General features: G+C 64.2%; 22 protein-coding genes. 7 read left to right on the top strand and 15 right to left on the bottom strand.

Annotated elements, in window-relative coordinates; genetic code table 11:
- Positions 1–43: 43 nt before the first annotated feature.
- A complete protein-coding gene (mnmA, locus tag AC25Y4_RS02675; RefSeq protein WP_488118824.1) occupies positions 44–1,189 on the bottom strand; it encodes a tRNA 2-thiouridine(34) synthase MnmA in 1,146 nt (381 codons plus the stop codon).
- A 3-nt stretch (positions 1,190–1,192) separates the two neighbouring features.
- On the bottom strand, positions 1,193–2,392 hold the full coding sequence (locus AC25Y4_RS02670) for a cysteine desulfurase family protein (protein WP_488118823.1): 1,200 nt from the start codon (positions 2,390–2,392) through the stop codon (positions 1,193–1,195).
- A gap of 19 nt (positions 2,393–2,411) precedes the next feature.
- Between AC25Y4_RS02670 and glgX the strand changes: the two genes are divergently transcribed.
- Complete coding sequence (gene glgX, locus AC25Y4_RS02665; protein ID WP_488118822.1) at positions 2,412–4,457, top strand: glycogen debranching protein GlgX; 2,046 nt, start codon at positions 2,412–2,414, stop codon at positions 4,455–4,457.
- A 52-nt stretch (positions 4,458–4,509) separates the two neighbouring features.
- Positions 4,510–5,022, top strand: a complete 513-nt coding sequence (gene ybaK / locus AC25Y4_RS02660) for a Cys-tRNA(Pro) deacylase (RefSeq protein ID WP_488118821.1) — start codon at positions 4,510–4,512, stop codon at positions 5,020–5,022.
- A 166-nt stretch (positions 5,023–5,188) separates the two neighbouring features.
- Here ybaK and glgP read toward each other — a convergent pair whose 3' ends face one another.
- Positions 5,189–7,765: an alpha-glucan family phosphorylase gene (gene glgP / locus AC25Y4_RS02655; RefSeq protein ID WP_488118820.1), complete on the bottom strand. Its 2,577-nt coding sequence runs from the start codon at positions 7,763–7,765 to the stop codon at positions 5,189–5,191.
- Between the two features lie 30 nt (positions 7,766–7,795).
- On the opposite strand from glgP, the gene AC25Y4_RS02650 reads away from it, so the two are divergent.
- Positions 7,796–10,015, top strand: coding sequence for an alpha-1,4-glucan--maltose-1-phosphate maltosyltransferase (locus tag AC25Y4_RS02650; RefSeq protein WP_488118819.1), 2,220 nt, complete (start codon positions 7,796–7,798; stop codon positions 10,013–10,015).
- Entirely contained in the window at positions 10,012–12,228 is a 2,217-nt protein-coding gene (gene glgB / locus AC25Y4_RS02645; RefSeq protein WP_488118818.1) for a 1,4-alpha-glucan branching protein GlgB, read from the top strand. Before AC25Y4_RS02650 ends, glgB begins: the two co-directional genes overlap by 4 nt.
- Positions 12,229–12,237: 9 nt before the next feature.
- On the opposite strand, the gene AC25Y4_RS02640 is transcribed toward glgB, so the two are convergent.
- The 3 genes from AC25Y4_RS02640 to AC25Y4_RS02630 form a co-directional block, all read right to left on the bottom strand.
- On the bottom strand, positions 12,238–13,422 hold the full coding sequence (locus tag AC25Y4_RS02640; RefSeq protein WP_488118817.1) for an epoxide hydrolase family protein: 1,185 nt from the start codon (positions 13,420–13,422) through the stop codon (positions 12,238–12,240).
- Positions 13,423–13,504: 82 nt separating this feature from the next.
- Complete coding sequence (locus tag AC25Y4_RS02635) at positions 13,505–14,488, bottom strand: tetratricopeptide repeat protein (RefSeq protein ID WP_488118816.1); 984 nt, start codon at positions 14,486–14,488, stop codon at positions 13,505–13,507.
- Positions 14,485–16,326 (bottom strand): DUF8094 domain-containing protein, encoded by a 1,842-nt coding sequence (locus AC25Y4_RS02630; protein WP_488118815.1) that lies wholly within the window; start codon positions 16,324–16,326, stop codon positions 14,485–14,487. The genes AC25Y4_RS02635 and AC25Y4_RS02630 overlap by 4 nt, the downstream gene beginning before the upstream one ends.
- Positions 16,327–16,573: 247 nt before the next feature.
- Here AC25Y4_RS02630 and AC25Y4_RS02625 point away from each other — a divergent pair, with 247 nt between their 5' ends.
- Positions 16,574–18,187: a DivIVA domain-containing protein gene (locus AC25Y4_RS02625; RefSeq protein WP_488118814.1), complete on the top strand. Its 1,614-nt coding sequence runs from the start codon at positions 16,574–16,576 to the stop codon at positions 18,185–18,187.
- Positions 18,188–18,244: 57 nt separating this feature from the next.
- Entirely contained in the window at positions 18,245–19,294 is a 1,050-nt protein-coding gene (locus tag AC25Y4_RS02620; RefSeq protein WP_488118813.1) for an AI-2E family transporter, read from the top strand.
- A gap of 65 nt (positions 19,295–19,359) precedes the next feature.
- Here the strand turns inward: AC25Y4_RS02620 and AC25Y4_RS02615 are convergent, their stop codons facing one another.
- The 9 genes from AC25Y4_RS02615 to rpsB all read right to left on the bottom strand — a co-directional run bounded on the left by AC25Y4_RS02615 (position 19,360) and on the right by rpsB (position 26,013).
- Positions 19,360–20,133, bottom strand: a complete 774-nt coding sequence (locus AC25Y4_RS02615) for an alpha/beta hydrolase (protein WP_488118812.1) — start codon at positions 20,131–20,133, stop codon at positions 19,360–19,362.
- Positions 20,130–20,432: a hypothetical protein gene (locus tag AC25Y4_RS02610; protein ID WP_488118811.1), complete on the bottom strand. Its 303-nt coding sequence runs from the start codon at positions 20,430–20,432 to the stop codon at positions 20,130–20,132. Before AC25Y4_RS02610 ends, AC25Y4_RS02615 begins: the two co-directional genes overlap by 4 nt.
- A gap of 15 nt (positions 20,433–20,447) precedes the next feature.
- A complete protein-coding gene (locus AC25Y4_RS02605; protein WP_488118810.1) occupies positions 20,448–21,134 on the bottom strand; it encodes an aggregation-promoting factor C-terminal-like domain-containing protein in 687 nt (228 codons plus the stop codon).
- Positions 21,135–21,203: 69 nt separating this feature from the next.
- Positions 21,204–21,743 carry a DivIVA domain-containing protein gene (locus AC25Y4_RS02600; protein ID WP_488118809.1) on the bottom strand — a complete coding sequence of 180 codons (540 nt, stop codon included), beginning with the start codon at positions 21,741–21,743 and terminating at the stop codon, positions 21,204–21,206.
- A gap of 48 nt (positions 21,744–21,791) precedes the next feature.
- A complete protein-coding gene (locus tag AC25Y4_RS02595; RefSeq protein ID WP_488118808.1) occupies positions 21,792–22,772 on the bottom strand; it encodes a phosphatidate cytidylyltransferase in 981 nt (326 codons plus the stop codon).
- Between the two features lie 15 nt (positions 22,773–22,787).
- The gene (gene frr / locus AC25Y4_RS02590; protein WP_488118807.1) at positions 22,788–23,342 is read right to left on the bottom strand and encodes a ribosome recycling factor; all 555 of its coding nucleotides are present in this window, start codon (positions 23,340–23,342) and stop codon (positions 22,788–22,790) included.
- 33 nt (positions 23,343–23,375) lie between these two features.
- Positions 23,376–24,092, bottom strand: coding sequence for a UMP kinase (pyrH, locus tag AC25Y4_RS02585; RefSeq protein WP_488118806.1), 717 nt, complete (start codon positions 24,090–24,092; stop codon positions 23,376–23,378).
- A gap of 173 nt (positions 24,093–24,265) precedes the next feature.
- The gene (tsf, locus tag AC25Y4_RS02580) at positions 24,266–25,093 is read right to left on the bottom strand and encodes a translation elongation factor Ts (protein ID WP_488118805.1); all 828 of its coding nucleotides are present in this window, start codon (positions 25,091–25,093) and stop codon (positions 24,266–24,268) included.
- Between the two features lie 11 nt (positions 25,094–25,104).
- A complete protein-coding gene (rpsB, locus tag AC25Y4_RS02575) occupies positions 25,105–26,013 on the bottom strand; it encodes a 30S ribosomal protein S2 (protein WP_488118804.1) in 909 nt (302 codons plus the stop codon).
- Between the two features lie 554 nt (positions 26,014–26,567).
- Between rpsB and AC25Y4_RS02570 the strand changes: the two genes are divergently transcribed.
- On the top strand, positions 26,568–26,987 hold the full coding sequence (locus AC25Y4_RS02570; RefSeq protein ID WP_488118803.1) for a murein hydrolase activator EnvC family protein: 420 nt from the start codon (positions 26,568–26,570) through the stop codon (positions 26,985–26,987).
- The last annotated feature ends 5 nt before the right edge of the window (positions 26,988–26,992 follow it).

The following is a 26,992-nucleotide window of genomic DNA, read 5'->3' as shown; positions in this document are numbered from 1 at the left end:
CCCAGTTTAGGCAGGGGCACCGACAGGGGAAGAAGCGACGCTGCTAAGCAGTAACCGGCACGGGGGCCGGAAGCGGAACGGGTACCGCAGACACCGTGCGATCGATGGTGCACTGGCCGAGCACGCGCGTGCCGACGTACACCACGGCCGTCTGCCCTGGGGCGACGCCGTTCAGGGGGTTGTTCGGGATGATCTTCAGTTCGAGCACGCCATCGGCACCCTGCACCACCTGTGCGACGGCGGGAACCGGGTCAGCGTGGGCGCGAATCTGAACCTCGCAGTCGAAGGCGACATCCGGGTGCAGCGGAGCGACCCCTGCCCAGGTGAACTTCTGCCCGGCGATCTCGACGATGTCGAGTGCCTCACGCGGACCGACGACGACCTCGTTGGTCTTGGGTCGCACCTCGAGCACGAAGCGGGGCTTGCCGTCTTCTGCCGGGTAGCCGATGTTGATGCCCTTGCGCTGTCCGACGGTGAAGGCGTGGGCGCCTTCGTGCTTGCCGATGACCTCGCCTGCGCGGTCGAGCACTGCGCCCTGCTCTGCACCGACGCGGTCGGCCAGCCAGCCACGGGTGTCGCCGTCAGGGATGAAGCAGATGTCGTGGGAGTCGGGCTTGTTGGCCACAGAGAAACCGCGTTCTGCGGCCTCAGCGCGCACCTCGGCCTTGGACGGCGTCGCGCCGAGCGGGAACATCGAGTGATTGATCTGCTCTGCGGTGAGCACACCGAGCACGTAGGACTGGTCCTTGGCCCAGGCCGCAGCGCGGTGCAGTTCTTTGTTGCCGTCGGCATCCGTCTCGATGCTCGCGTAGTGGCCGGTCACGACAGCGTCGAAGCCGAGGGCGATGGCCTTCTCAAGCAAGGCGGCGAACTTGATGCGCTCGTTGCAGCGCATGCAGGGGTTCGGTGTGCGTCCGGCCGAGTACTCGGCGATGAAGTCGTCAACGACGTCGAGCTTGAATCGCTCTGAGAAGTCCCACACGTAGTACGGGATGCCGATGATGTTGGCCGCGCGTTGGGCATCCATGGAGTCTTCGATGGTGCAGCAGCCGCGGCTGCCGGTGCGGAGTGTTCCCGGCATTCGACTGAGTGCCAGGTGAACCCCGACCACCTCGTGCCCTGCCTCTACCGCGCGTGCTGCGGCGACGGCGGAATCCACCCCACCGCTCATTGCTGCCAAAACCTTCATGGCTTAAGTGTAAGCGCCGGTTCCTGGCAGTCGATCGGCAAGACCGGCGCGCGAGGCTTGCGCGTAGGCCACAGGCAGGGCAGCGAGGAAGGCGTCGACGTCGGCGTCGGTCGACGTGCGGCCAAGCGTGATCCGCAGCGCGCCGCGGGCCTCGATCTCGGTGCGGCCCATTGCCCGCAGCACGTGCGACGGCTCTGGAATACCGGCCTGGCAGGCTGAGCCCGTCGACACGGAGACGCCGGCGGCATCGAGCAGGAACAGCAGTGAGTCGCCCTCGCAGCCGGCGAAGGTGAAGTGCGCGTTGCTGGCGATCCGCCCTGCTGGCTCTGGGTCGCCGTTCAGCACGGCGGACGGCACCGCGGCGAGCACACCGTCGACCAGGCGGTCACGAAGCGCGCCCAGCCGCTCGACTTCGCTGGGCATGGCCTGCATTGCAGCGGATGCCGCCACAGCGAACGAGACGGCAGCTGCGACATCCTGTGTTCCGCTTCGTACCTGCCGCTGCTGCCCGCCGCCGTGGATGAGCGGCACGACCGTGGCCGTGCGCGACAGTACGAGTGCGCCGATGCCGACGGGGCCGCCGATCTTGTGGGCCGAGATGCTGATGGCCGAGACGCCGAGGGCGCTCAGGGAGGCGAAGTCGATGGGAACATGGCCGTAGGCAGAGATGGCGTCGACGTGCACAGGGATGCCGTGTGCTGCGGCGAGCGCGGCCACCTGCTCGATGGGCTGGATGGTGCCGACCTCGTTGTTTGCGGCCAGCAGGGTGACGAGGGCAACACTGTCAGGATCGGATTCGATGGCGCGTTCAAGGGCGCCCAGGTCGATGCGTCCGAGGGAGTCAAGCGGGATCCACTCGATGGTGGCGCCCTCGTGTCGCTCCAGCCATTCGACGGTGTCCATGGTGGCGTGGTGCTCGCCGCCGGGAACCAGGATGCGTGTGCGGGGGCTTCGCGCCCACCAGAGGCCCTTGATAGCCAGGTTCACAGACTCTGTGCCACCGCCGGTGAAGACGATCTCGATGGGATCTGAACCGACACTGGCCGCCACGATCTCTCTGGCTTCTTCCAGCATCCGCTTCGCGTTCTGGCCAAGGCTGTGGATGGATGCCGGGTTTCCGACGACGCCCATCGCCTCCGCGTAGGCCGAGATTGCTGCGGGGAGCATGGGGGTGGTTGCTGCATGGTCAAGGTAAACCGTCACATTCACTACTCTAGAACGCATGACAGCGGCTGATTCCCTGCGCAACCTTGGCGTGAGGGTGACCTCCAACGGAGGGGAGCTTCGCGTCTGGTCTGAAGCGGCAGACGCCATGGAGTTGTGCATCTTTGACGACACCGACCCCAACTGGGTCATCAAGACCGTGGCGATGACCAGAGATGCCGACAACGTCTGGAGCGGCAAGAGCCGCACGCTCTCCCCCGGGCGCCGGTATGGCATCCGCGTGTATGGCGCCGCTGGGCCCAAGAACGCGTTCCACCCCGAGAAGACGCTGGTGGAGCCCTATGCGCGTGGCCTGGTGCGTGTCGGTACCAGCCAGTGGCAGTCCGTCGTCGTCGACGGCACCTTCGACTGGGGCGACTCGGCCAAGCCCGCCATTCCGCTCGACCACACCGTGGTGTACGAAGCCCATGTGCGCGGGCTGAGCATGCAGAACCAGAACGTACCGACGGAGCTGCGCGGCACGTATGCCGGGCTCGCCCACCCCGCTGTCACTGACTACCTCAGAGAGCTCGGCGTGACGAGCATCGAGCTGCTCCCCGTGCATGCGTTCGCCTCTGAGGACCGCCTGATCAAGCAGGGCAGGACCAACTACTGGGGGTACAACACCCTCAACTTCTTCACCCCGCACGCCGACTACGCGACGAAGGCTGCGCAGCAGGCCGGCCCAGAGGCCGTGCTCCGGGAATTCAAGGGCATGGTCAAGATGCTGCACGAGGCGGGCCTCGAGGTCATCCTCGATGTGGTGTACAACCACACAGCTGAGGAGGGCCCCAACGGCCCGGTGTACAGCTTCCGCGGCATCGACAACGCCGCCTACTATCGGCAAGACGAGAACGGGGCGTACATCGACGTCACCGGCTGCGGCAATACTCTCGACTTCAGTCGGGCTGAGCCCAGCCGTCTCGTGCTCGACTCGCTGAAGTACTGGGCCAACGAGGTGCAGATCGACGGGTTCCGCTTTGACCTCGCCGTTGCCCTCGGTCGCGATGAGACCGTCACCTACCGGCGCGACCATCCGCTGCTCGTGGCCATCCAGGATGACCCAGAGTTGCAGAACGTGAAGCTGATCGCCGAACCGTGGGATGTTGGCATGGGCGGCTGGCAGACCGGCAACTTCCGGGACGGCTGGTCGGAGTGGAACGACAGGTACCGCGACCGGATGCGTGACTTCTGGCTCACCGACATCCAGGTGGCCAGGGAAACGGGCTCAGCTGGGAGCGGCATCGGTCGGTTCGCCACCCGGCTTGCCGGCTCGTCGAACACCTTCGCTGAGGAGCGCGGCCCGCTGGCCTCCCTCAACTTCATCACGGCGCACGACGGGTTCACGCTCGCGGACCTCACCGCGTACAACGTGAAGCACAACCTCGGCAACGGGGAGTCGAACCGCGACGGGAGCAGCAACAACAACTCGTACAATCACGGCGTTGAGGGCCCGACCAGGGACGCCTCCATCCTGACCACGCGGCGGAAGGCCATGCGCAACCTGCTTGGGACCCTGTTGCTGTCGGCCGGCATTCCGATGATCACAGCCGGCGACGAATTCGGTCGCAGCCAGCGCGGGAACAACAACCCGTATTGCCACGACAGTGAACTCACCTGGCTGGGCTGGTCGCTCGACGACTGGCAGAAGGACCTCCTCAGAGTGAGCAAGCGCCTGCTCCAGCTGCGCCGCGAGAACCCGGCGCTCCGCCCGGTGCGGTACGGCCGGTTCGGCGAGACCATCCCGGGTGCCAGCCAGATGGACTGGTACGACACTGACGGCAGTTCGATGTCACCAGAGGACTGGAACTCCCCCACACAACGCACGCTGCAGTACCTGGTTGCGAGCACGCCTGAGCACGAGGAATTCAACCGAGTGCTATTGATCGTGCATGCTGTCGAGAGCGACACCCTGGTGACCCTGCCTGCGCACGAGGGCGTCACCTCGTACGAGCTGCTCTGGGACTCCAGCCACGATGAGCTAGGGGCCGATCGGGAGCCGTTGCTCCCCGGCGGTACCGTTGCCATGTCAGGTACCTCGATGCAGCTGTTCAGGGCACACTGAGGCAGACATATCGAGACGCAGGCGAGTAGCGCAGGCGAGTGAGGCGGGGATGATGGCGAACAAGACAGCTGCGGGCAAGAAACCCGACCTGGGCGCTGGCACCCCTGCGACGCTTGCATTGGCGACCGCCGGCATCCCGTTCACCCCGCACCTGTACGCGCATGAGTCCAACGCCGTGAACTACGGACAGGAGGCCGCGGACAAGCTGGGTCTCGATCCGGCCCAGGTGTTCAAGACGCTGCTGGTTGAAGCGGATGCCGCGCTCGTCGTCGGCGTCGTTCCCGTCACCGGCCAGCTCGATCTCAAGGCGCTCGCCACGGCGGTCGGTGCCAAGAAGGCCGTCATGGCCGATCCGAAGCTTGCTGAGCGGAAGACCGGCTACATCGTCGGCGGCATCAGCCCGATCGGCCAGAAGACCCCGCTGGCCACAGTGGTGGACGAGACGGCATTGCTCTACGACACCATCTTCGTCTCCGGGGGCCGGCGCGGCTTCGACATCGAACTGGCACCCGCCGACCTGCAGCGCGCCACGAACGCGGTCTTCGCGGACATAGCGCGCCCCTGACCTGTCCTCGTTCCTCGGGCGCTCCTCAACGAGTGGCATGGGTCATTTTCCTTATGGCCGCGCCCGTTGTGGTTCGTCGCGCCCGCTATAGCGGTAGCGGTGAACCACAGCGGGCGCGGCGAACGGCGCGTGGCCCGCGATACCAGCGAGACCCGCGAGGCCTCACCTACCCGGCGAGCGCCACCAGTCCCATCTCTGCGTGACTGGCCAGCAGCGGGTTGTTCGGCACGATCCGCACGGTGTAGCCGAAGCTCCCAGCACGCTTCAGCCTGACGGTTCCCGTGTAGAGCGCACCGGTGCGAGGCACCGCTCCCCCTGCCTTCTCGTTGTCCACGAGTGACAGCGCCTGGGTCTCGACGTCGGAGAGGTCCTCTGCGCTTGAGCTGCGCCCGTAGACGACCTCGACGGAGACGTCGTCGGCCGTCAATCCGTTCAGCTGCACGTGAGCGCGCAGGTGCAGCTCATCGCCCACCTGCGGCACAGGGCCGACTCCTCCGGATTCGACATGGCTCACCGCGACGCCTGGCCACGCCGACTGCACGGTGTCCTTCCACGCCGCGAGATCCCTGGCCGCGAGATAGTGTTCCTCGCTGAGTAGGGCTTCGTAACGACTCGCGGGCACATAGAGCTCTTCGACGTACTGCCGAACCATGCGGTCGGAGCTGAGCTCAGGCGACAGCCCTGAAAGCGTGTGCCGCACAGCACCCACCCAGCGCTCTGGGATGCCGTCAGCGTCGCGCTCATAAAAGCTGGGGGCTACCTGGTGCTCGATGAGGTCGTAGAGCGCCTCAGCCTCCAACTTGTCTCGCTCGGCTGAATCGCCGGCAGAGTCGGCAGAGGGAATCGCCCAGCCGTTCTTGCCGTCGTAGTACTCCGGCCACCAGCCATCGAGGATCGAGAGGTTGAGCACACCGTTCAGTGCGGCCTTCATGCCCGATGTTCCACACGCCTCAAGCGGGCGGAGCGGGTTGTTCAGCCAGACATCCGTTCCCGGGTACATCAGCTGCGCCATGGCGATGTTGTAGTCGGGCAGGAACGCGATGCGGGTGCGAAGCTCAGGGTCCTCCGCGAAGTGCACGATCTGCTGGATGAGCCGCTTGCCCTCTTCGTCGGCCGGGTGCGACTTACCCGCGATGACGATCTGAATCGGGCGTTCCGGGTGCGTGAGCAGGGCGCGCAGGCGCTCGGGGTCGTGCAACATCAGGGTCAGTCGCTTGTACGTCGGCACGCGCCTGGCGAAGCCGATCGTGAGCACGTCAGGGCTGAAAACATGGCTCATCCACACCGGCGGCACCCCGCCCTGGTTCTGCTGAACCCAGGCAGAGCGGATGCGACGCCGCGCGTCTTCAACGAACTGCAGGCGCATGAATCCGCGCACCGCCCAGAGGTCGGCGTCTGTGATGCTCGGCGAGTTCCAGTCGGCCGTCGTGGTGTCGACGGCGCCGAGCCGGCTGTGGGCGAGGCGCAGCAGTGCAGGATCTGTCCACGTTGGCGCATGCACCCCGTTGGTGATCGACGTGATCGGCACCTCGCTGGGGTCGAAGCCCGGCCACAGGCCCTTGAACATCTCCCGGCTGACTTCGCCGTGCAGCTTCGACACGCCATTGGCGTGCTGACCGAGGCGCAGCCCCATGGTCGCCATGTTGAAGACATCTGGGGAGGCGCCCTGCCCGGCCTCCGCTCCGAGGGCGAGGATGTCATCCACCTCAACGCCAGGCAGCAGGTCGGTCTCGAAATAGCGCCGGATGAGAGACCGGTCGAACCTGTCGATCCCGGCGGCGACGGGAGTGTGGGTGGTGAACACGGTGCCGGCCCTGGCCACCTGGAGTGCCTCCGGGAAGCTGAGGCCTTCCCCGATCAGACTGCCGATGCGCTCCAGGCCGAGGAATCCTGCGTGCCCCTCGTTGGTGTGGAACACCTCTGGTTCTGGCAGGTCGTTCAGCTTGCTCCACAGCTTGACGGCCCGCGCTCCCCCGATGCCGAGCAGGATCTCCTGTAGCAGCCGGTGCTCTCCCCCGCCTCCGTACAGGCGGTCGGTGACCAGGCGCAGCTCGTCGTCGTTCTCCGGAATGTCGGTGTCGAGCAGCAGCAGGCTTACCCGGCCAACCAGCGCCTGCCAGACCCTGGCGTGCAGGGTGCGACCGTCGGGCAGGGCAAGGGCCACCTGAACATCTGAGCCGTCCGGGCGACGGAGCACCGACAACGGCAGGCCATCCGGGTCAAGCAGCGGGTAACTCTCCATCTGCCAGCCGTCAGATGAAATCGACTGGCTGAAGTAGCCGGCCCGGTAGAACAGGCCGACGCCGACCAGCGGAACGCCGAGGTCTGAGGCGCTCTTCAGATGGTCACCGGCCAGGATGCCGAGACCGCCGGAGTACTGAGGCAACGCTGCGGCGATGCCGAACTCGGGCGAGAAGTATGCGATTCGCTCTGGCTTCTGGCCCTCAAGGCCCTGGTACCAACGCGGTTCGTTCAGGTATGAGCGCAGCTCATCGCGCTCGGCGTTGGCCCCAGCGACGAAGTCAGCGTCTGTCGCCAGAAGTGCCAGCCTGGCTGGATCGACGGCGCCGAGCAGCGCAACAGGGTCGTGGCCGAGGTCGCGCCACAGGTCTGGGGCGATGTGCTCGAAGAGCTGCCTGGTCGGCTCATGCCATGACCATCGAAGATTGCCGCACAACTCTTCGAGAGCCAGCAACGGCTCTGGCAACACTGCACGGACAGTAAATTTCCGGATCGCCTTCACGGTGCTAACACTATGGGCGGCGCGGGAGGAATGTGTACACGTCGGCACTCCGGATTTTGTGGCGTTTCACGCTACGGTCATGGTGTGGCTAAGACAGCGAATCTCACCAACGTTCCCGGCAGCTCCCTCGCGGCAGCGGATGTCCACACGCACACCGAGCACACGGGCTCCGGGCGCAGCCACACACCGCTGCCACCGGTTCCGCCCGCGCAGGTCGGGCGCATCCCCATCCTTGACCTGTCGCCGCAGCTCGGCGATAACCGCTGGCCAGCGCGTGCGTTCGCCACGGAGGTCGTGCCATTCGCCGCGACGGCGTTTCGCGAGGGCCACGACCAGATCGGTGTCACGCTGCTGCTCACCGCACCGAACGGTGCAACGACCACGCACCCCATGTCACTCCTCGCGCCAGGCACCGACAGGTTCGGCACAGACGTGCAGTTGCACGAACAGGGCGCGTGGACCTATCGAGTGCGGGCATACGCGGATGACTTCGCCACCTGGCAGCACAACGCCACGGTCAAGATCGCGGCCGGTGTCGACGCCCCGCTGATGTTCACCATCGGCGAGGAGCTGCTGTCAGGGGCGGCGCACGACGCGTCACGCACACCAGCAGAACGGCGCGCATTCGCCGCTGCGGCCGCGACGCTGGCCGATGTGACACTGACCAACACCGAACGACTGGCCGCCGCGGAGAACCCGAAGCTCGCGGCGTGGATTGCGCGGCATCCGCTCGCCAGCCTCAGCACCGAGTCAGAGAGCCGCACGGTCATCGTGGAACGCACGAGGGCCGGCGTCGGCGCCTGGTACGAGTTCTTTCCCCGCTCTGAGGGCGCCAGGCGCGGCCCGGACGGCACCTGGTCGAGCGGAACGTTCCGCACTGCCGCTCGCCGACTGCCGGCCGTCGCGGCCATGGGATTCGACGTGCTCTACCTGCCGCCCATCCACCCGATCGGCCGGGCATACCGCAAGGGACCGAACAACTCGCTGGATGCCGGGCCGAACGACCCAGGGTCGCCTTGGGCGATCGGATCGTCGGCCGGCGGGCACGACGCCATCCACCCCGACCTCGGCACGCTGAAGGACTTCACGTACTTCGTCGGCAAGGCAGAGTCACTCGGCATCGAGGTGGCCATCGACCTGGCCCTGCAGGCCTCGCCAGACCACCCATGGGTCGCCGAGCACCCTGAGTGGTTCACGACCCTGCCAGACGGCACCATCGCATACGCAGAGAACCCGCCGAAAAAGTACCAGGACATCTACCCGGTCAACTTCGACAACGATCCGGAGGGCATCCGGGCAGAGGTGCTCCGCATCGTGCGGCACTGGATCGTCGCCGGCGTTCGGATCTTCCGGGTCGACAACCCGCACACGAAGCCGCTCGACTTCTGGGAATGGCTGATCGGCACGGTCAACGCAGAGTTCCCCGATGTCGTCTTCCTCGCAGAGGCCTTCACCAGGCCAGCACTGCTGCACGCGCTCGCCAAGGTCGGCTTCCAGCAGTCGTACACCTACTTCACGTGGCGCAACACGAAGGAGGAACTCGAGGAGTTCTTCGATTCGCTTGCCCATGACACCGCCGACTTCCTGCGGCCAAACCTGTTCGTGAACACGCCGGACATCCTCAGCGAGTACCTGCAGTTCGGTGGCCCTGCCGCGTTCAAGATCCGGGCAGCCCTGGCCGCGACGGCCAGCCCGATCTGGGGCGTGTACTCCGGCTTCGAGCTGTACGAGAGCGTGGCCAGACCCGGTGCAGAAGAGAACATCGACAATGAGAAGTACGAGTATCGGCCGCGTGATTTCGCGAAGGCTGAGGCGCGCGGCCAGTCGCTCGCACCGTTCATCACACTGCTCAACCACATCAGGGCAGAACACCCAGCGCTCCGGCAGCTGCGCAATCTCACCCTGCACGAAAGCGAAGACGACTCCATCCTCGTCTACAGCAAGTACCTGGCCGCACAGTTCACGCCATCAGGCCACGCGGATGCCCTCATCATCGTTGCGAACGTCGACCCGCATTCCGTGCGCGAAACCGTCGTGCACCTCGACGTGGCGGCGTTCGGCATTGAGCCCGGCGAGGCATTCGAGGTGCGCGACCTGGTCACGGGGTCTGTGTGGACCTGGTTCGCCGACAATTACGTGCGCCTGGATGCCTTCACGGAGCCCGTGCACATCCTTCAGGTCCTCCCACGCACCGCACCGAAAGCCACCCACCAGCGAGTCGCCGCACCACGAAAGGAAATCGGCCGATGAAGCAACCCGCGAAGGACGACCGCCTGCAGATCCCGGTTCCGCCGACCGCAGTTGTGGAGGCCGTTGCCGCCGGCAGCTATTTCAACCCGCACGCGGTGCTCGGCCAGCATCTCGTCGAGATGCCCGGCGTCAGCGACCCCGTCACGGTGATCCGTGCCCTGCGTCCGTTGGCGGCTGAGGTCTTCGCGGTGCTCCCGACCGGTGCCAGGGTGGAGCTCGCCCACATCGGCCACGGCATCTGGCAGGGCTACAGCACACTCGGCATGCAGGACTACACGCTGGAGACCACCTACGCCAACGGTCCGGCATGGATCGCTGACGATCCGTACCGCTACACGCCATCGATCGGCGAACTCGACCTGCACCTCATCGGAGAGGGCAGGCACGAGCGCCTCTGGGACGCGCTCGGTGCGCACTATCGGGAGCACGCCGGGGTTCTCGGCACGACACTCGGCACATCATTCACCGTCTGGGCGCCGCACGCACAGGCCGTCCGAGTCATCGGTGACTTCAACGGCTGGGCCGGCGCGACCCACGCCATGCGCAATATGGGCAGCACAGGGGTGTGGGAACTGTTCGTGCCTGGGCTGCAACCCGGCAGCAACTATAAGTTCGAGATCCTCGCCCAGTCGGGCGAGTGGGTGCGCCGTGCCGACCCGATGGCCCGCTACACGGAGGTCTCGCCGGCGACGGCATCCGTCATTGGCACCTCGTCGTACAGCTGGGACGATGCGGCTTGGCTGGAGCAGCGCGGCAACACCGATCCGCACAATCGCCCGATGAGCGTGTACGAGATGCACGTCGGGTCCTGGCGCCCAGGACTTGGCTACCGCGATCTCGCCGACGAGCTCATCGCGTACCTGGGTGAGCTGGCGTATACGCATGTCGAGTTCATGCCGCTGGCCGAGCATCCGTTTGGCGGGTCGTGGGGCTACCAGGTCACCGGGTACTACGCCCCGACCAGCCGGTTCGGGCACCCTGACGACCTGCGCTACCTGATCGACCGCCTGCACCAGGCCGGCATCGGCGTGATCATGGACTGGGTGCCTGGCCACTTCCCCAAGGACGAGTGGGCGCTGGCCCGCTTCGACGGCCAGCCGCTGTACGAACATCCAGACCCCAAGCGCGGCGAACAGCTGGACTGGGGCACGTACGTCTTCGACTTCGGCCAGTCCCAGGTGCGCAACTTCCTGGTCGCCAACGCCCTCTACTGGCTGGAGGAGTTTCACATCGACGGTCTCCGCGTCGACGCCGTCGCCTCCATGCTGTACCTCGACTATTCGCGGGAGGAAGGTGGCTGGGAGCCTAATATCCGCGGCGGCCGGGAGAACCTCGAAGCCATCGCGTTGTTGCAGGAGGTCACGGCCACCGCGTACAAGCGCAACCCAGGGACGGTGATGATCGCGGAAGAGTCGACGAGCTGGCCGGGCGTCACGGCGCCGACGCACAGCGGCGGACTCGGCTTCGGCCTGAAGTGGAACATGGGCTGGATGCACGACTCGCTGCAGTACATGCAGCAAGACCCGATGTATCGCTCGTACCACCACAACGACATCACGTTCTCGTTTGCATACGCCTTCAGCGAGAGCTTCCTGCTGCCCATCAGCCACGACGAGGTCGTGCACGGCAAGGGCTCGCTGGTGTCGAAGATGCCGGGTGACTCCTGGCAACAGCTTGCCAACACTCGCGTGTACCTGGCCTTTATGTGGGCGCACCCCGGAAAGCAGCTCCTGTTCATGGGCCAGGAGTTCGGCCAGCGCTCAGAGTGGAGCGAGCAGCGCGGCCTCGACTGGTGGATGCTCGACCAGCCGGCCCATCGTGGCCTCTTCACCCTGGTTGGCCGCCTCAACCGCGTCTACGTGGAGACGCCGGCGCTGTGGCAGCTCGACAACGATTCGCGCGGCTTCGAATGGCTGGATGGCGGGGCTGCCGGCCAGAACGTCGTGACATTCCTCCGCAAGGACGATGACGGCACAGTGCTGGCCTGCCTGTTCAACTTCTCGGGGAACCCCCACCTCAACTACCGGATCGGCCTGCCGTTCGCCGGTGAATGGGATGAAATCCTGAACACGGATGCCGTCGAATACGGCGGTTCTGGCGTCGGCAACCTGGGCGTGGTGCACGCTACAGACGAGCCGTGGGCCGGGCGCCCTGCGTCGGCGAGTGTGTCGCTTCCTCCGCTCGGTGGCCTCTGGTTGAAGCTGCGTCGCTAAGAGCGGGAGTCACACGCCGGAAGACTCACTCGACCCCTGAGCGGACCGAGCACGGAATGGCCGGTAGAAGTCGCGAAGGTCGCGAACGAGACGTTCAGGCTGTTCAAGCGCGAGGAAATGGCCGCCGGGCTCAGGACCTCGCCAGAGACGGATGTCGCGATAGGCTCTGGCTGCGAACTCGCGCGGGTAGTTTGCGTCCTCCGGGGTGAGTATCAGTCCAGCAGGAGCGGTGACCGGTGGTAGGGGCGGGGTCGCTTCCTCGTCGTAGTACGGCAGGAACGACGTGCCGATCGAGTTGGTGACCCAGTACAACGTGGCGATGTTCATCAACGTCTGGCGGTCGAGTGCCGACTCGAGACGACCATCGCAATCACTCCATTCCCGGTATTTCTCGATCAGCCAGGCGGCGAGGCCTGCTGGGGAATCTGACAGTCCTGGCGCGAGGGAATTAGGCCTGGCAGCCTGTACCGCTGCGTAGCTGTCATCCCTGCCACCGGCATCGGCACTCCGCTGCTGGACGTAGAGCTGCTCGGCCGCGGAGAGCGGAACGTCAGGGTCAAGATCGGGGTGCAGATTCGGATGGTGGGTGAACACCCCCACTAGACGGTCAGCGTGCCGTGCCCCGAGAAAGTTAGTGACATGCGATCCGATGTCGCCGCCATACGCACCGAAGCGTCCGTAGCCGAGTGTGTCCATCAGCTCCACCCAGAGGTCGGCGATCCGGGACGGCTCTGTCGGGCCATCCGCTAGTCGAGAGGAGAACCCGAAGCCAGGGAGGGAGGGAATGACGACATCGAATGCGTCAGCGGCATCGCCACCGTGGCGCGCTGGATCGGTCAACGGTCCGATCACGGGAAGAAACTCGAAAAACGAGCTCGGCCAGCCGTGCGTCAGCACGAGGGGAATCGCGGGCGGTTGACCTGCATCCGCTTGGGCCGAAACGTGGATCACATGAATATCGGTCCCAGACACGCGCACAAGCTTCTGCGGCAGCTGGTTCACGGACACTTCGGTGACACGCCAGTCGAAGTCGTGCGCCCAGGACGTCACGAAGTCGGCGAGGTAGTCCGGGTCAGTGCCCGCTTCCCAGCCCTCACCGACCGGACGCGAGAAACGCGTCCCCTCCAGGCGCTCGCGCAAATTGACCAGAGTCTCGGTCGGGACGTCAATCGTGAAGTCGCGCCGGTCAGTCATGCCCCGACGCTACACGCAGTGCCGTTCAGCTCCTAGAGCTGTGCGGCCTGGGGTCGAGCAGCTCGTCAGCAGTGCCGTACGGCTAGTAGAGCAGCGCGGTGAGCCTGGCGCGAGTCGGTGCAACGCGCGGGTCGTCGAGGCCGATGACCTCGAAGAGTTCAAGGATGCGCTCACGGATCGCGTTCTTGCCCGCAGCGTCCTGCTTCGGGAAGAGCGTGAGTAACCGATCGAATGCGTCCTCGACGTGCCCACCAGACAGATCGAGGTCTGCCACGAGCAACTGGGCATCGAGATCGTCCGGTGCGGCGGCGGCGCCTGAGCGGATCTCGTCGAGCGTCTTGCCCTGCAGGCGGTGCAACAGGCTGACCTGGGCAAGACCGGCAACGGCCATGGTGTCGCGCGGGTCCTGGGCAATGGCCAACTTGTACTCAGCGATAGCCGCCGGGTAGTCGCCGCGCTCGATGGCGTCGTATGCCTCTCGGTGGTGCGGGGGCAGTTCGGGCTCCACCGGCTCCGAAGGGGCATCTGAGGTGTTCTCAGCGCTATTGTCACCCGCAGGCACGAACGCGGTGCCCGTCACGCCGTGCTGGGCTGCCAGCTCGAGCACACGCTCGAACACGTCGCGCACCTCGCCTTCTGGCAGGGCGCCGGCGAACAACTGCACCGGCTGCCCGTTGATGACGGCGGCAACTGTCGGAATCGACTGCGCCTGGAACGCCTGGGTGAGCTGCGGGTTCCCGTCGACATCGACCTTCGCAAGCACGAAACGCCCACCGTATTCGGTGATCAACTTCTCCAGCACGGGGGTGAGCTGCTTGCACGGCTCGCTCCACTCCGCCCACAGGTCAACGATCACCGGGACGAAGTTCGATAGCTCAAGGAGCTCACCGAAGTTCGCGTCCGTGCCATCGAGGATCAGGCTGGGCACCGGAATGGGACCGGCCGCAGCTGCTGCGGTATCCCCTGCTGCCGCGGTCGGCGCGCCGCCAGCGGCCGGCCGGTTCACGAGAGAGGACAGGTCAACGGCTCCGCGCAGGTTGCCGCCAGGAGGGGTCATATTGGTCATTGCAGCTCCGCAGATGAGATCAGTCCCCTGGAGAATCCCAGGAGTACGATTTTGTCGGTTGACCCAGCCGGCGGCACGAGGAACAGCAGCTGGTCTTCATAGTTACTCTGGATGCCCTTGGCCGTAGCCGAGACGCCGGACAGCGCCTTGCTTCCACCCTCAGGACTCACCGTAGCCCCGCTATCAACGGGTTTGACGACCTCGGTCTCTGTCATGCTCACCGCGACGATCGCGCCGGCATCGTTGGTGCCGAGAGCAACCGGAGTACCGGTGCCTGCGGCCCGCGAGAATTCGATCGACGCGGTCGACGGCAGCGCAGCGCGCCACTCGTTCATCTTGTCGACACCGATCTGGGCACGCAGCGAGTCGCCTTCACCCTCGAAGAGGCTGTAGAACTGGCTCGCCTCCCCGTTCATCAGGATGTCGGCATACGAGGATGCGAGCTGGTCAGGGGCCATCAGCTGCAGTTTGGACTCCGGGGCCACAACCGGTGCACCGATGGTCGCCGGCGCAACACCGCCGGTGATTTCAGCGGATGCCTCCAACTGCACGGCGCTCTGCACCTGGTAGTTGGACCGAGCGGTTTCCTGCCTCAGCACGAGTGCCGTCGGCGGAACCGTCGCGTCGTCCTCGTCGATGATCATCGTCATGACAACGCGCGGCCAGCCAGACGCCTGCTGTGGCAGCGTGAGGTTGAGCGGCGAGCCTGGGAGCGCGACGGGTGCCGCGTACGCTGGCGTAACGGCGCGAATCTTGTAGTTGGCGAGGCGCTGTTCAAGGGCGGGGCCCGTGAAACGGGTTTTGATCGCGTCGGCGTTCAACGTCGCGTCAGCGTCCGTCGTCAGCGTGGAGATCTTGTCAACGATGCGTTCGAGCTGCGGCACGGTCACGGCCGGCTCCACCACGGCAGCGGCAGGGTCAGGCGTCGCCGTGCTGAGGTCAGAATCTGCGTCCCCGACAGCGCCAGACGAACTGGTTGCACTGTCAGACGGATCGCTGCCCTGCGGCCAGAACTCGGCGGAGCATCCGCTGAGAACGAGGCTGGAAACCACGACCACAGGCACGAGCGCGGCCATCGACTTCGAAATTGACTTCGGGCCGCGAGTGATCTCGCTGGCCTTGATGGTCTTCGGCCGGGGTGCGCGGGGCAGCTTCGGCATGCGAGGGCCGCGCGGCAGGTTACGACGAGGTCCGCGGGAGCGACGCATGTGCAGGAGTGCCAACGCATAGAGAGCGAGGCCGATAACCAGCAGTGCGGCGCCGCCGACGATGAGCGGTCCGGCCCATGGCGTTGAATTGTCGACAGGCCACGACACCGACACATCGGTTGGTGCAGGGGCTGTGCCGTCTGCTGCGATGATCACTGAAATATCGTCCGGCACGTTGATCGTGGTGGTCAGTGTCTTTTCTGCCGTGAATTCTTCGAGCCACAGGTCAGATCCGGCAGGGTCGGTGATCGTGGCCGCCGGCGTGGCTGCGGCGTCAGTCATCGCGCCAGCAGCTCCGCTCGGCGCGGTCTCCGAGACAGTGGTCGCGAATTCCCCGTCGTCTGACGAGTATGAGACGACTGCGTGTGAAGACGAACCAAGCCAGGCTTCGACATCCGCTGTTCGCCCGTAGGCCATGAACACCGTTCCCTCACCATGCAGCGTGATGGTTTGCGCACCTTCATGGGCGCTGAGGGCGTCAGGGGTCAGCACGGCGTACGGTGCACTGTCTTCAATGGTCGCTGAGAGCGGCGTCGATGACGGCTCAAGGAAAATGGTTCGCTGGGCGATGCCGAATACCAGCATGACTGCGGCGAGAACAAACGCCACAATGGCTAAAACAAAACGCACTTATAAACCCTCCTGCGTCGCCCGTAGCAACTGCAGATTTGGAGACCTGCCTCTATCTGGACCCCATCTGGCCCACGGGACAACAGACACGGATGTGCCACGATACCCGATCGGGCTGAACGTGCACCGGAAACCCCCTGAAAGGGAGGTGAGGTGTACCCCCCGGCAAGCAGACTAAAATTACCGTGGCGCCGCATCGCATTCCGTCATGTTGACGAGGGCTGCGCCCCATTGACGAGGAGAGACTGTGCCGAACGACGAGGCTGAATTCACCCAGGTATTCCGTGGCTACGACAAGGATGAGGTCGACAAGGCCATCCAGGGCCTGCGCCGCGACCTGATCCAGGCGAACAACCAGGGCGTCGAAGCGACGAAGGAAGTCAAGCGCCTGAACGCGCGCATCGACGACCTGAGCGCTGAGATCGAAGAGGTCGGCAGCCCCACCTTCTCCGGCCTCGGCACCAAGCTCGAGAACACGCTTCGCGTGGCAGAAGAGCAGTCCACCCGCGTCATAGCCCAGGCCGACATCGACGCTGAGAAGCTCCGCGCATCGGCATCCGACGATGCACAGCGTGTTAAGAGGGACGCAGCAGAGCACGCAGAGCGCTCCCTCTCCGATGCGAGCATCAAGGCAGCGCGCATTCTTGACGACGCACGTGCAGAAGCGGATGACTATGTCGTTCGCGCCCAGGAACAGCACGCCATCCTCACCCAGGAAGCCGTTCTGGAGGCAGCAGCCATTCGCGGCGCCGTCGCCACGGAGGCCGCTGAGCTGCGTGCCACTGTCAAGCGTGAAGCCGCAGCCATCCGTTCAGAAGCTGAGCGTGAAGCCGCAGAGGTGCGCGTTGTCGCACAGCGAGAAGCCACTGAGGCACGCGAGATCGCTGCCGGGCTGACCAGCGAGACCGAGCTGACGCGCGCTGAGGTCGCTCACGAGCTTGACCAACAGCGCGCCGATCTCACCATGGAGACAGAGCAGGCCCGCATCGACCTCGCCGCAGAGACCGAACAAGCGCGCATTGACCTCGCCACCGAAACCGAGAATGCCCGCATCGACCTCGCCGCAGAGATCGAAGAGGCCCGCGCAGCGCTGACCGAGGAAATTGAGCAGGGTCGCACAGACCTCGCTCGCGAACTCGACCAGGCGCGCAGCGAGCTGGCCGTCGAGAGCGAGCAGACGAGAACCGATCTCGCCCGCGAGATCGCCAAGAAGCGTGCGGCACTTGCCAGGGAGGCCGAACGTGCCGCCGCTGCCCTCGAGGCAGAGCGCGAGCAGACCAAGGCCGACCTCGACCGCGAGAACGAACAGGCCAAGGCCGACTTCGCCGCCGAAAGCGAGCAGCTTCGCATCGACCTGGAGAACGACCTCACCGCCGCCCGCAAGCGGGGCGCCCATGAGGCAGCCAAGCAGAAGCGCGAGATCGACCAGACCCGCGCCGACCTTGAGGTCGAGCTCAAGGCTCGACGCGACGAATCAGAGCAGGACCAGCTGGGCCGTCACCAGGAGGCCGTGTCGCAAACCCAGAAGTACCTGGACGAGGCCACAGCGCAGCTCACGGCAACGACCAAGCGCACGGCTGAGCTTCGTGAGCTCAACGACACGCTCGACTTCGGTGCCCGTGAAGAAGCCAAGACGTTGAAGGCGCAGTCGGAGAACGAGGCAGAGCAGATTGTGCACGACGCACGAGCAGCAGCCAAGGACCTTCTCGACGAAGCAGAGGAGCGCACCCACATCCTGGTGGCAGACGCCGAAGATCGCCTCGCGCAGATTAGGATTGAGCGCGATGCGGTCGCGGGATACTTTGAAAGCCTGCGAGGCGTTCTCACCCAGGCGGAGCGCGTGACATCGATAGATGAGTAGTCTCGGGTCACGGAGTAGTCGTACACGCGGCAATCGCACAATACGCGGGGAGTTCCAGTGAAGATTCAGAATGCGTTCCGGTTCGGCCTGATTGCAACGCTGGGCGCAGGCCTCGGCGTGCTGATCATCTCATCGGTGATCACGCTGCAGACGATCATCACCTACGTCGGCGCCGCCCTGTTCCTCTCACTCGGTCTCGATCCAGCTGTGTCGTGGCTGGAGAAGAAGAAGTTCCCGCGATGGGCGGCAATACTGAGCGTCCTCGTCGCCGTCGTTGGTGTGCTGACCGGCATCGTCTTCGCGATTGTGCCGATCATCGTCGACCAGGTGTCCAAGTTGGCCGAGAGCATCCCCCGCCTGATGGATGCGGTGAATACGTCGACAATCCTCGACGACATCCAGAAGCAGTTCCCCGGCCTTGACGTCCCGAAGATCACGACGTCGGTCACCGACTTCCTGGGCGAGAACCTGACCAACATCACCTCAACGGTGATCCAGTCGGGTATCGCTGTGGTCAGCGGCATCTTCGGCGGTTTGATCATCCTGATCCTCACCCTGTATTTCACGGCGTCGCTCGGTTCGATCAAGCGTGGTCTGTACCAGCTGGTTCCCGCCTCAAAGCGTGCACGGTTCGCTGACATCGCCGAACAGATCACCACGTCTGTCGGGCGCTACGTCGTCGGGCAGGCCGCGCTGGCCTCCTGCAACGGCATCCTGAGCTTCATCTTCCTGACGATCATCGGGGCACCGTTCCCCGCGGTACTCGCCTTCCTCGCGTTCGCCCTCTCGCTCATTCCGTTGGTCGGAACGATCACGGGCTCTGTGATCATCGTGCTGACCTGCCTGATTCCCGGAATCGGGAGCTCAACGCTCACCGCGTTCGTCGCCGCGATTTACTACCTGATCTACATGCAGGTCGAGGCGTATGTGCTGAGCCCGAACATCATGAACCGGGCCGTCCAGGTACCGGGAGCCGTCGTCGTCATCGCCGCGCTTGCCGGCGGTTCGCTGCTGGGGCTGCTCGGCGCCCTGGTCGCCATTCCGGTGGCCGCGTCAATCCTCATGATCATCAAGCAAGTCGTCATACCGCGCCAGAACGAGCTGTAACAGCCGTTCCACCTCGGGCTGTCGCCACCACTCAGCGAGCGGATGCGACAGCCTGCGGTGCCGTGTCAGCTCACGGCAAGGCGTGGGTCGTCAGCCGCCAGCTCTGTGGGTAGCGGCGCGGCTGTCGGATTCACGATGGCGACGATATCGTTCAAGACCCGCCTGCTCTGCTTCTCCCCCACCCACAGGTGCTTGCCATCTTCGACGGCAATGACCTGGGCGTGAGGAACCGCGGCGAACTTCATCGCGGCTTCCTCCGGCCGCAGGAAATCGTCGAACTCCGGGATGAGCGCGATCATACGACGCTCATCACCGTGCCACGCAGCCAACTCAGCGGCCGTGGTTCGTCTCAGCGGGGGCGACAACAGGATGACGCCTTCAATGGGATAGCGGCGACCGTACTTCAGGGCGAGTTCGGTTCCAAATGACCAGCCAAGCAGCCACGGGCGCGGCAGGCCCCTCGATTCGATGAAGGCCATCGCGGCCTCGACATCTGCTGCTTCGGTGACGCCGTCACCGAACTCACCCTCGCTCGTCCCTCGTGGCGAGGACGTGCCGCGGGTGTTGAACCGCAAGACCGCGAGATCGGCCAGCGCAGGCAGTCGGCTCGACGCCTTGCGCAGAATGTGCGAGTCCATATACCCGCCGTGAGTGGGCAGCGGATGCAGCGTCACCAGCGTGGCGACCGGGGTGCGATTCACCGGAAGCGCGAGCTCTCCAACGAGGGTCAAGCCATCGCTGGTGACCAGCTCGATGTTCTCCCGTACGGCGGCAAGCTCGATCCCGCTTCGGATTTCGACGGTATCGGTCACGACAACTCCTGCTTCTGGCTGGGTCATTTCAGTTTCCAGCAGTGTGAGTGCCAGTGCCGACGCGCGGCGAGGTCTGCCGAATCGCCCATCAGGCCATCCGCTTTCCACGCGACGACATGCGCAACACCCGGAGCGATCTGCAGGTTGCAGCCGGGACATGAGTAGCTCTTGATCGCCTGCTTCGCCGAGATGGGCTGCACGTTCCACGCTCCATCGCGTCGGCTTTCGGTGCGCTTCCAGCCGGCAATCATGCGTGACAGGCCGTCTTCGTCGTCGTCACGTGAGCCATCGGATCGGCGACCGTGGGGACGATTACTGCGTGGCATCCGTCAAGTCTAGGGCTAGTACCAGCCGGCGTCTTCGGAGTGTGCCCACGCGCCGCATGGCGTGCCGTAGCGGCCGGTGATGTAACCAAGACCCCATTCGATCTGGGTGTTGGCGTTGGTTTCCCAGTCAGCTCCCGCAGAGGACATCTTCGACCCAGGCAGTGCCTGCGGGATGCCATAGGCGCCAGACGGGTTTGCCGCGTTGACGCGCCATCCGGATTCACGGTTCCACAGCGACACGAGGCAGCTGTACTGCTCTTCTCCCCAGCCACGGGATGCGACGGCAGAGTACGCGTATGCCTGGGCAGATCCCGGATCGGGGATTGCGGCGGCGCCAACGGCATAGCTCTTGGCTGCGGGCGCAACCACGACGGGCTTCGGCTTCTCTGTCACAGTGAAGTTGTCGCGGGTCACGGTGTTCGTGAACGCACCGGCAACGGTCACCTGCTGCACAGCCTGGCCACCAAAGCGATCGCCGGCGACCTGGAAATACGGAGAGGCAGTGGCACCGGAGTACGGATCGACCACGGTGACCATCACAAAGGCGAACGCAGCCGTGAAACCGAACATGGAGAGTACCGTCTTGCTGCGCGAGGCAGGCCGACGCATTCGGAGCTTGGCTGGTTTGGGTACGTGCTGCTCCAGTCGTGCGGGCACAAAGGCTGCCCTGGCCGGCTGGATTTCGTTCGCATGTCTACCCACGATAGAAAGACCCTAGCCCAGATATTGCATAACAGCACGATAACGGGCCGGTGGTCATCAAATCGCTGCTCAACGCACCGCCAGCATGACGTCAACGACGGCATCCATCACGGCATCAACCTGGTTCTCGCGATATCCGCCACGCGCCGGCCGGAAGACGACAGTACGAACGTCGTCGACGGTGATGGGGAACCCATCCTGAAAGTACTTGATGAGCCGGTTGGCGAATCGGTCGACATCGGCCTTGTTGTAGCCGACGGTCAGGAAGCTCGTGCGGGCGAAACGCTGTCCGGGCTCGCGACTGAGCCTGTTGATCACAACCTGGGCCGTCGCACGTGCCTCATCGAGCCATGCTGCCTCACCGATCGTGCCCGCGGCGCGCTCACGCTCTTTGGCGGCGAAGGCGTCTTCGAGGCGCTCCAGCGCAGCATCGACGAGTTCAGGCGCGTAGCCGCCCTTCTTCATCGAGAATGCGGTGTGCCTGATGCTCAGCGCGGTGAGGTCTCCCTCTCCGTCATATGCGCGTCTCGCGCCGGCGAGGAAAGCCTCAACCTGCTCGGTGTCGTATCCGAGTGCTTTTTTGCCCGATCGGGGAAACGTTGTGCTCACTGAGTTATTCTCTCCCACTGGGACGCGACTTGTCGAAAGCCGGGCGGCTTACGCAAAAATCAGGAATAGTGCATATGCGGCAGCAGCCGACGGCAGGATCGAGTCAAGTCGATCAAGGAACCCGCCGTGACCCGGCAGCCATGAACTCATATCCTTGATGCCGATATCCCGCTTGATCAGGGATTCTGCAAGGTCACCGAAGGTGGCGGTAAGCAGCATCACGAGGCCGAAGATAACGCCGAACCACCAGGGCTGCTGGAGCATGAAAATGGCCAACAAGATTCCGGCGACCACGCAGGCTGCAGCTGCTCCCGCAAAGCCTTCCCACGTTTTCTTCGGCGAGATGCTGGGTGCCATCGGGTGTTTGCCGAACGACAACCCGGCCGCATAAGCACCTGTGTCTGAGGCGATCACCAGGATCAGGAACGCGAGCGTCCACCACTGGCCGTCATCCTGGGCAACCAGCAGAACTGAGAAGCTGGCCAGGAAGACGACGTAGACCTCTGTCAGGATGCCGGCGCCAACGTCGCCCCAGACGGACGCAACGCTGCCCCTGTGCCGCGGCCAGATGAGCAGCACGAGGCGCCAAAGGGCAATCAGCAGGATTCCGGCGAATGTCGCAACCAGCTGGCCGGTCGCGCCGAGGTAGAACGCACTCGGCACCACGGCCACCGCAGAGATGACCACAGGTATGCGCGGCACCGTGCGCCCCGCCCGCCGCAGCGCTTCAGCCAACTCGAACGACGTGAAGCCAGCGGCAACCACCGCCACGATCATGAACAGCTCTTTGATGTAGATCAGGCTGAACAACATCGCCAGCCCAAGCACAAGGCCGATCAGGGTGGCCAGGATCAGGTTCCTGCCTGTCTTGGCCACGATGCGCTCGTTTGTGGCATCGATCTGGGCACGCGTCGCCTGCATCTGCCGCTCGATATCGGCACGCGCAGTTTTGACCTGCGCCCGAAATTCGGCGCGACTGACACCTCGGCCGCGAGACTGCGGCGGATCTTCCTCTGGGGTGGGCGTCATGGTGTCTCGACTCCCCTAGATCTCGAGGAGTTCAGTTTCCTTGCGCTTCAGAGCATCGTCGATTGCGTCGACGTTGCTCTTGGTCAGCTGCTCCAGCTCCTTCTCGGCGCGAGCAACCTCGTCGTCGCCGACATCGCTCTTGAGTGCGTCGAGTTCATCCTTGGCCTTGCGGCGGATGTTACGGACAGACACCTTGGCGTCTTCGGCCTTGCCGCGCACGATCTTGACGAACTCCTTGCGGCGCTCCGTGGTCAGCTCAGGCAGCGAGGCGCGGATGACAGTTCCATCGTTGCCGACATTCGCACCCAGGTTCGGGGTGTCGCGAATGGCCTGCTCAATGTCGCGCAGCGCACCCTTGTCATACGGGGTGATGAGCAGGGTGCGTGCTTCCTGGTTGTGCAGCGAAGCGAGCTGGCCGAGCGGAGTGGGCGTTCCGTAGTAGCTCACCAGGATCTTCTGGAACATCTGGGGGTTTGCACGACCCGTGCGCACGCTCCCAAAGTCTTCTTTGGCTGCGTCGAGCGCTTTGCTCATACGGGTGCTGGTGTCTGACAGGACATCCGCGATCACGGTGACTCCTTAGGTTTTGGGACGTGTCTAATTCTAGTTGGAGACGAGAGTGCCGAGTTCAGACCCGAGGATCGCGGCCGTGACGTTTCCGTCGGGCGCCATTCCGAAGACCTGCATCGGCATGCCGTTGTCCATGCACAGGCTGAATGCGGTGGAATCGACGACCTTCAAGCCGCGCTGCAACGCTTCCTGGTAGGTGATCGTGTCGATCTTGTGCGCATCCGGGTTGGTGCGGGGGTCATCTGAGTAGACCCCGTCAACACCATTCTTGGCAACGAGCACGACATCGGCATCGATCTCGAGTGCGCGCTGCGCGGCAACGGTGTCGGTCGAGAAGTACGGGAGACCGGCGCCGGCACCAAAAATGACGACGCGGCCCTTCTCAAGGTGACGCTCGGCGCGGCGAGGAATGTACGGCTCGGCGACCTGGGTCATGGCAATGGCAGACTGCACACGCGTTTCGGCGCCTGCCTGCTCAAGGAAGTCCTGCAGGGCAAGGGCGTTCATGACCGTGCCGAGCATTCCCATGTAGTCGGCACGTCCACGGTCCATGCCGCGCTGCGACAATTCAGCCCCGCGGAAGAAGTTACCGCCGCCGACAACGATTGCGATCTCGACGACCTTGGCAGCCTCAGCGATTTCACGGGCGAGAGCACCGACGACGTCTGGGTTGACACCGAGGGAGCCGCCCCCGAATGCCTCTCCGGAAAGTTTGAGAAGTACCCTGCGCTTTTTTGGTGAATCATTCATGCGGTGCGAAACCTTCCATTGCGACCTGCCCGTACGGCTGTCGTCCGTGTATTGCCTATGGTGCTGTGTTCTGCTGATGCTCAAACTACCGGCGTGGCCGGATCAAAAGTGGTGACGCGCACAGAAAAGGAGACCGGATCGCCGAGGCAATCCGATCTCCTTCATTGTGAAACTTAGGCGCCGACCTTGAAGCGGGCGAAGCCCGATACGGTCAGGCCTGCGTCTGCAAGGACCTTGCTGACGGACAACTTGTTGTCCTTTGCGTAGTCCTGCTCGAGGAGTGCGACCTGCTTGAAGAACGCGTTGACGCGGCCTTCAACGATCTTCGGAAGGGCAGCCTCAGGCTTGCCTTCGTTCTTCGAGATCTCGGTGACGATCTTGCGCTCAGACTCAACGGCCTCAGCAGGAACGTCTTCGCGAGCCAGGTACTCCGGATTTGCGAACGAGATGTGCTGCGCAATGCTGCGAGCGGTCTCTGCGTCGTCACCTGAGTAGCCCAGAACAACGCCGACCTGCGGGGGCAGGTCCTTGCTGGTCTTGTGCAGGTAGATCGCGAAGTTCTCTCCGGTGACGGAGGCAACGCGACGGAGTTCGATCTTCTCGCCGAGGATTGCTGCCTCATCGTTGATGAGGTCTGCAACAGTCTGCGATCCGGCCGGAGCAGCAAGTGCTTCGTCGAGCGTGGTGGCGCCGGCTGCGGAAACCGCATCCAGAACCTTCTCGCTCAGTGCAACGAACTTGTCACCCTTTGCAACGAAGTCGGTCTCGCAAGCGAGTTCGATCAGCGTGGCGGTGTTGCCGTTCTGCTTTGCTGCGACGAGTCCTTCAGAGGTTGAACGGTCAGCGCGCTTGGCGTTGCCCTTTGCACCCTTGAGGCGAAGGATTTCGACGGCCTTCTCCATGTCGCCCTCGGCTTCGACGAGAGCGTTCTTGGTGTCGACCATTCCAGTGCCAAGACGCTCACGGAGAGCCTTGACGTCTTCGAGGCTGAAGTTTGCCATACCGGGATTCCTTACTTGGTCTCTTCTGCGGCGACGGTCTCTGCAACTACTGCAGCAACTTCGCCCTCAATGAAATCAGCTTCTGCGGCTGCAACGGTTGCGTCGGCAACCTTCTCAGTCTCAGCGGAGGACTGTGCAGGAGTTGCGTCAGCGTCTGCGGTCTCTGAAGCCTGGAGAAGCTCTGCTTCCCATGCAGCCAGCGGCTCAACTTCGACGCCTTCTTCGGGCTTCTGGTGGCGCTGGATGAGGCCCTCAGCTGCTGCGTCTGCGATGATGCGGGTCAGCAGGCCGACCGAGCGGATGGCGTCGTCGTTGCCCGGGATCGGGTACTGAACGTCGTCGGGGTCGCAGTTCGTGTCGAGGATTGCAATGACGGGGATGCCGAGCTTGTGCGCCTCGTCAATGGCGAGGTGCTCCTTCTTGGTGTCAACGATCCAGATTGCCGACGGGGTCTTCGTCAGGTTACGGATACCACCGAGGCTCTTCTGCAGCTTCACAAGCTCACGCTTCTGAATGAGGAGTTCCTTCTTGGTGTAACCGCGAGTCGTGTCGTCGAAGTCGACCTCTTCGAGTTCCTTCATGCGAGCCAGACGCTTTGAAACGGTCTGGAAGTTCGTGAGGAGGCCACCGAGCCAACGCTGGTTGACGTAGGGCTGGCCCACGCGGGTTGCCTGCTCGGCGATAGCGCCCTGAGCCTGCTTCTTGGTACCAACGAAGAGGATGGTTCCGCCGTGTGCGACGGTCTCCTTGACGTAGTCGTACGTGCGGTCGATGTGCACGAGGGACTGCTGCAGGTCGATGATGTGGCTGCCCGAGCGCTCGGTCAGGATGAAGCGCTTCATCTTCGGGTTCCAACGACGAGTCTGGTGTCCGAAGTGGACGCCGCTGTCGAGCAGCTGGCGGATTGTTACGACGGCCATGAGCCGTACTCCTTATCCGGTGTTCCTGCATGGCAGGCAAAACACCAATCGGTTTCTGCGATGATCGAGCGACCACCACACCTGGCGCCCAACACACCCCCGCCTTGCCCCTGGGAGGCTCGGACCGATGGAAGTGTGCACGAACGGGCGCGCGTAGTCAGCGCATGAGCGCTGCAGGGAAAATCTTAGCATCCCCGCAGACCATTCTGCTGCCACTCTGCGCGTGCGACGCACCACGACAGCAGCCCCTCCACATCGGCCCGTCCGGTCGGAGTGTCCCCCGGTCTCTCCCCTGGCAATGTCGGGCACGCCTGCCAGGGCACCCTGATGCCATGAAGGTGATCCCTGTCCTGGTTTCTGTCCTCGTTGCCGTTGGTGCAACCGTTACCGCTACTACGTCCGCGGCTGCCCCGGCAGCTCCGGCAGTTCCGGCAGTTCCGGCAGTTCCGGCAGTTCCGGCAGTTCCGCCCGGGGATACATCGGCATCTGCATCTGCAACTGCAACTGCATCGGCGTCGGCCATCCGCTCATCGACCACACAGAATCCCGTGTGGGTGTGGCCGCTGACGCCACCCCACACCGTTGTCAGCGGCTTCGAAGCTCCGCTCACCGCCTACGCCACCGGGCATCGAGGGATCGATATCGCGAGCCAGCCAGGCGAAGCCGTCTATGCCCCCTCGACCGGGGTGGTCTCGTTCGCGGGCAGGGTGGTTGATCGCGGAGTGCTCACACTGGCAATCGACGGAGATCTTCTGGCCAGCGTGGAGCCCATCACTCCCCTGGTCACCGCTGGAGAGCGAGTCGTGGCCGGGCAGGTGATCGCCACGGTCGATTCGGGTGGACTCGAATCAGGCGGGCACTGCTCGGCACGCTGTCTGCATCTCGGCGTACGTCTGCACGGGGGTTACGTCTCTCCGCTCCGTTTTCTCGGCGGCGTTCCGTTGGCCATACTGCTGCCCGTCGATCAGGAGTGAAGCAG

It is taken from the genome of Leifsonia sp. Y878 (genome assembly GCF_057669685.1).
This window is presented reverse-complemented; position numbering and strand designations above follow the sequence as displayed.

Coding starts and splice junctions, on each gene's coding strand:
- mnmA (WP_488118824.1), bottom strand. CDS start 1,189: ATGAAGGTTTTGGCAGCAATGAGCGGTGGGGTGGATTCCGCCGTCGCC.
- glgX (WP_488118822.1), top strand. CDS start 2,412: ATGACAGCGGCTGATTCCCTGCGCAACCTTGGCGTGAGGGTGACCTCC.
- ybaK (WP_488118821.1), top strand. CDS start 4,510: ATGGCGAACAAGACAGCTGCGGGCAAGAAACCCGACCTGGGCGCTGGC.
- AC25Y4_RS02650 (WP_488118819.1), top strand. CDS start 7,796: ATGTGTACACGTCGGCACTCCGGATTTTGTGGCGTTTCACGCTACGGT.
- glgB (WP_488118818.1), top strand. CDS start 10,012: ATGAAGCAACCCGCGAAGGACGACCGCCTGCAGATCCCGGTTCCGCCG.
- AC25Y4_RS02640 (WP_488118817.1), bottom strand. CDS start 13,422: ATGACTGACCGGCGCGACTTCACGATTGACGTCCCGACCGAGACTCTG.
- AC25Y4_RS02635 (WP_488118816.1), bottom strand. CDS start 14,488: ATGACCAATATGACCCCTCCTGGCGGCAACCTGCGCGGAGCCGTTGAC.
- AC25Y4_RS02615 (WP_488118812.1), bottom strand. CDS start 20,133: ATGACCCAGCCAGAAGCAGGAGTTGTCGTGACCGATACCGTCGAAATC.
- AC25Y4_RS02610 (WP_488118811.1), bottom strand. CDS start 20,432: ATGCCACGCAGTAATCGTCCCCACGGTCGCCGATCCGATGGCTCACGT.
- AC25Y4_RS02595 (WP_488118808.1), bottom strand. CDS start 22,772: ATGACGCCCACCCCAGAGGAAGATCCGCCGCAGTCTCGCGGCCGAGGT.
- pyrH (WP_488118806.1), bottom strand. CDS start 24,092: ATGAATGATTCACCAAAAAAGCGCAGGGTACTTCTCAAACTTTCCGGA.
- tsf (WP_488118805.1), bottom strand. CDS start 25,093: ATGGCAAACTTCAGCCTCGAAGACGTCAAGGCTCTCCGTGAGCGTCTT.
- rpsB (WP_488118804.1), bottom strand. CDS start 26,013: ATGGCCGTCGTAACAATCCGCCAGCTGCTCGACAGCGGCGTCCACTTC.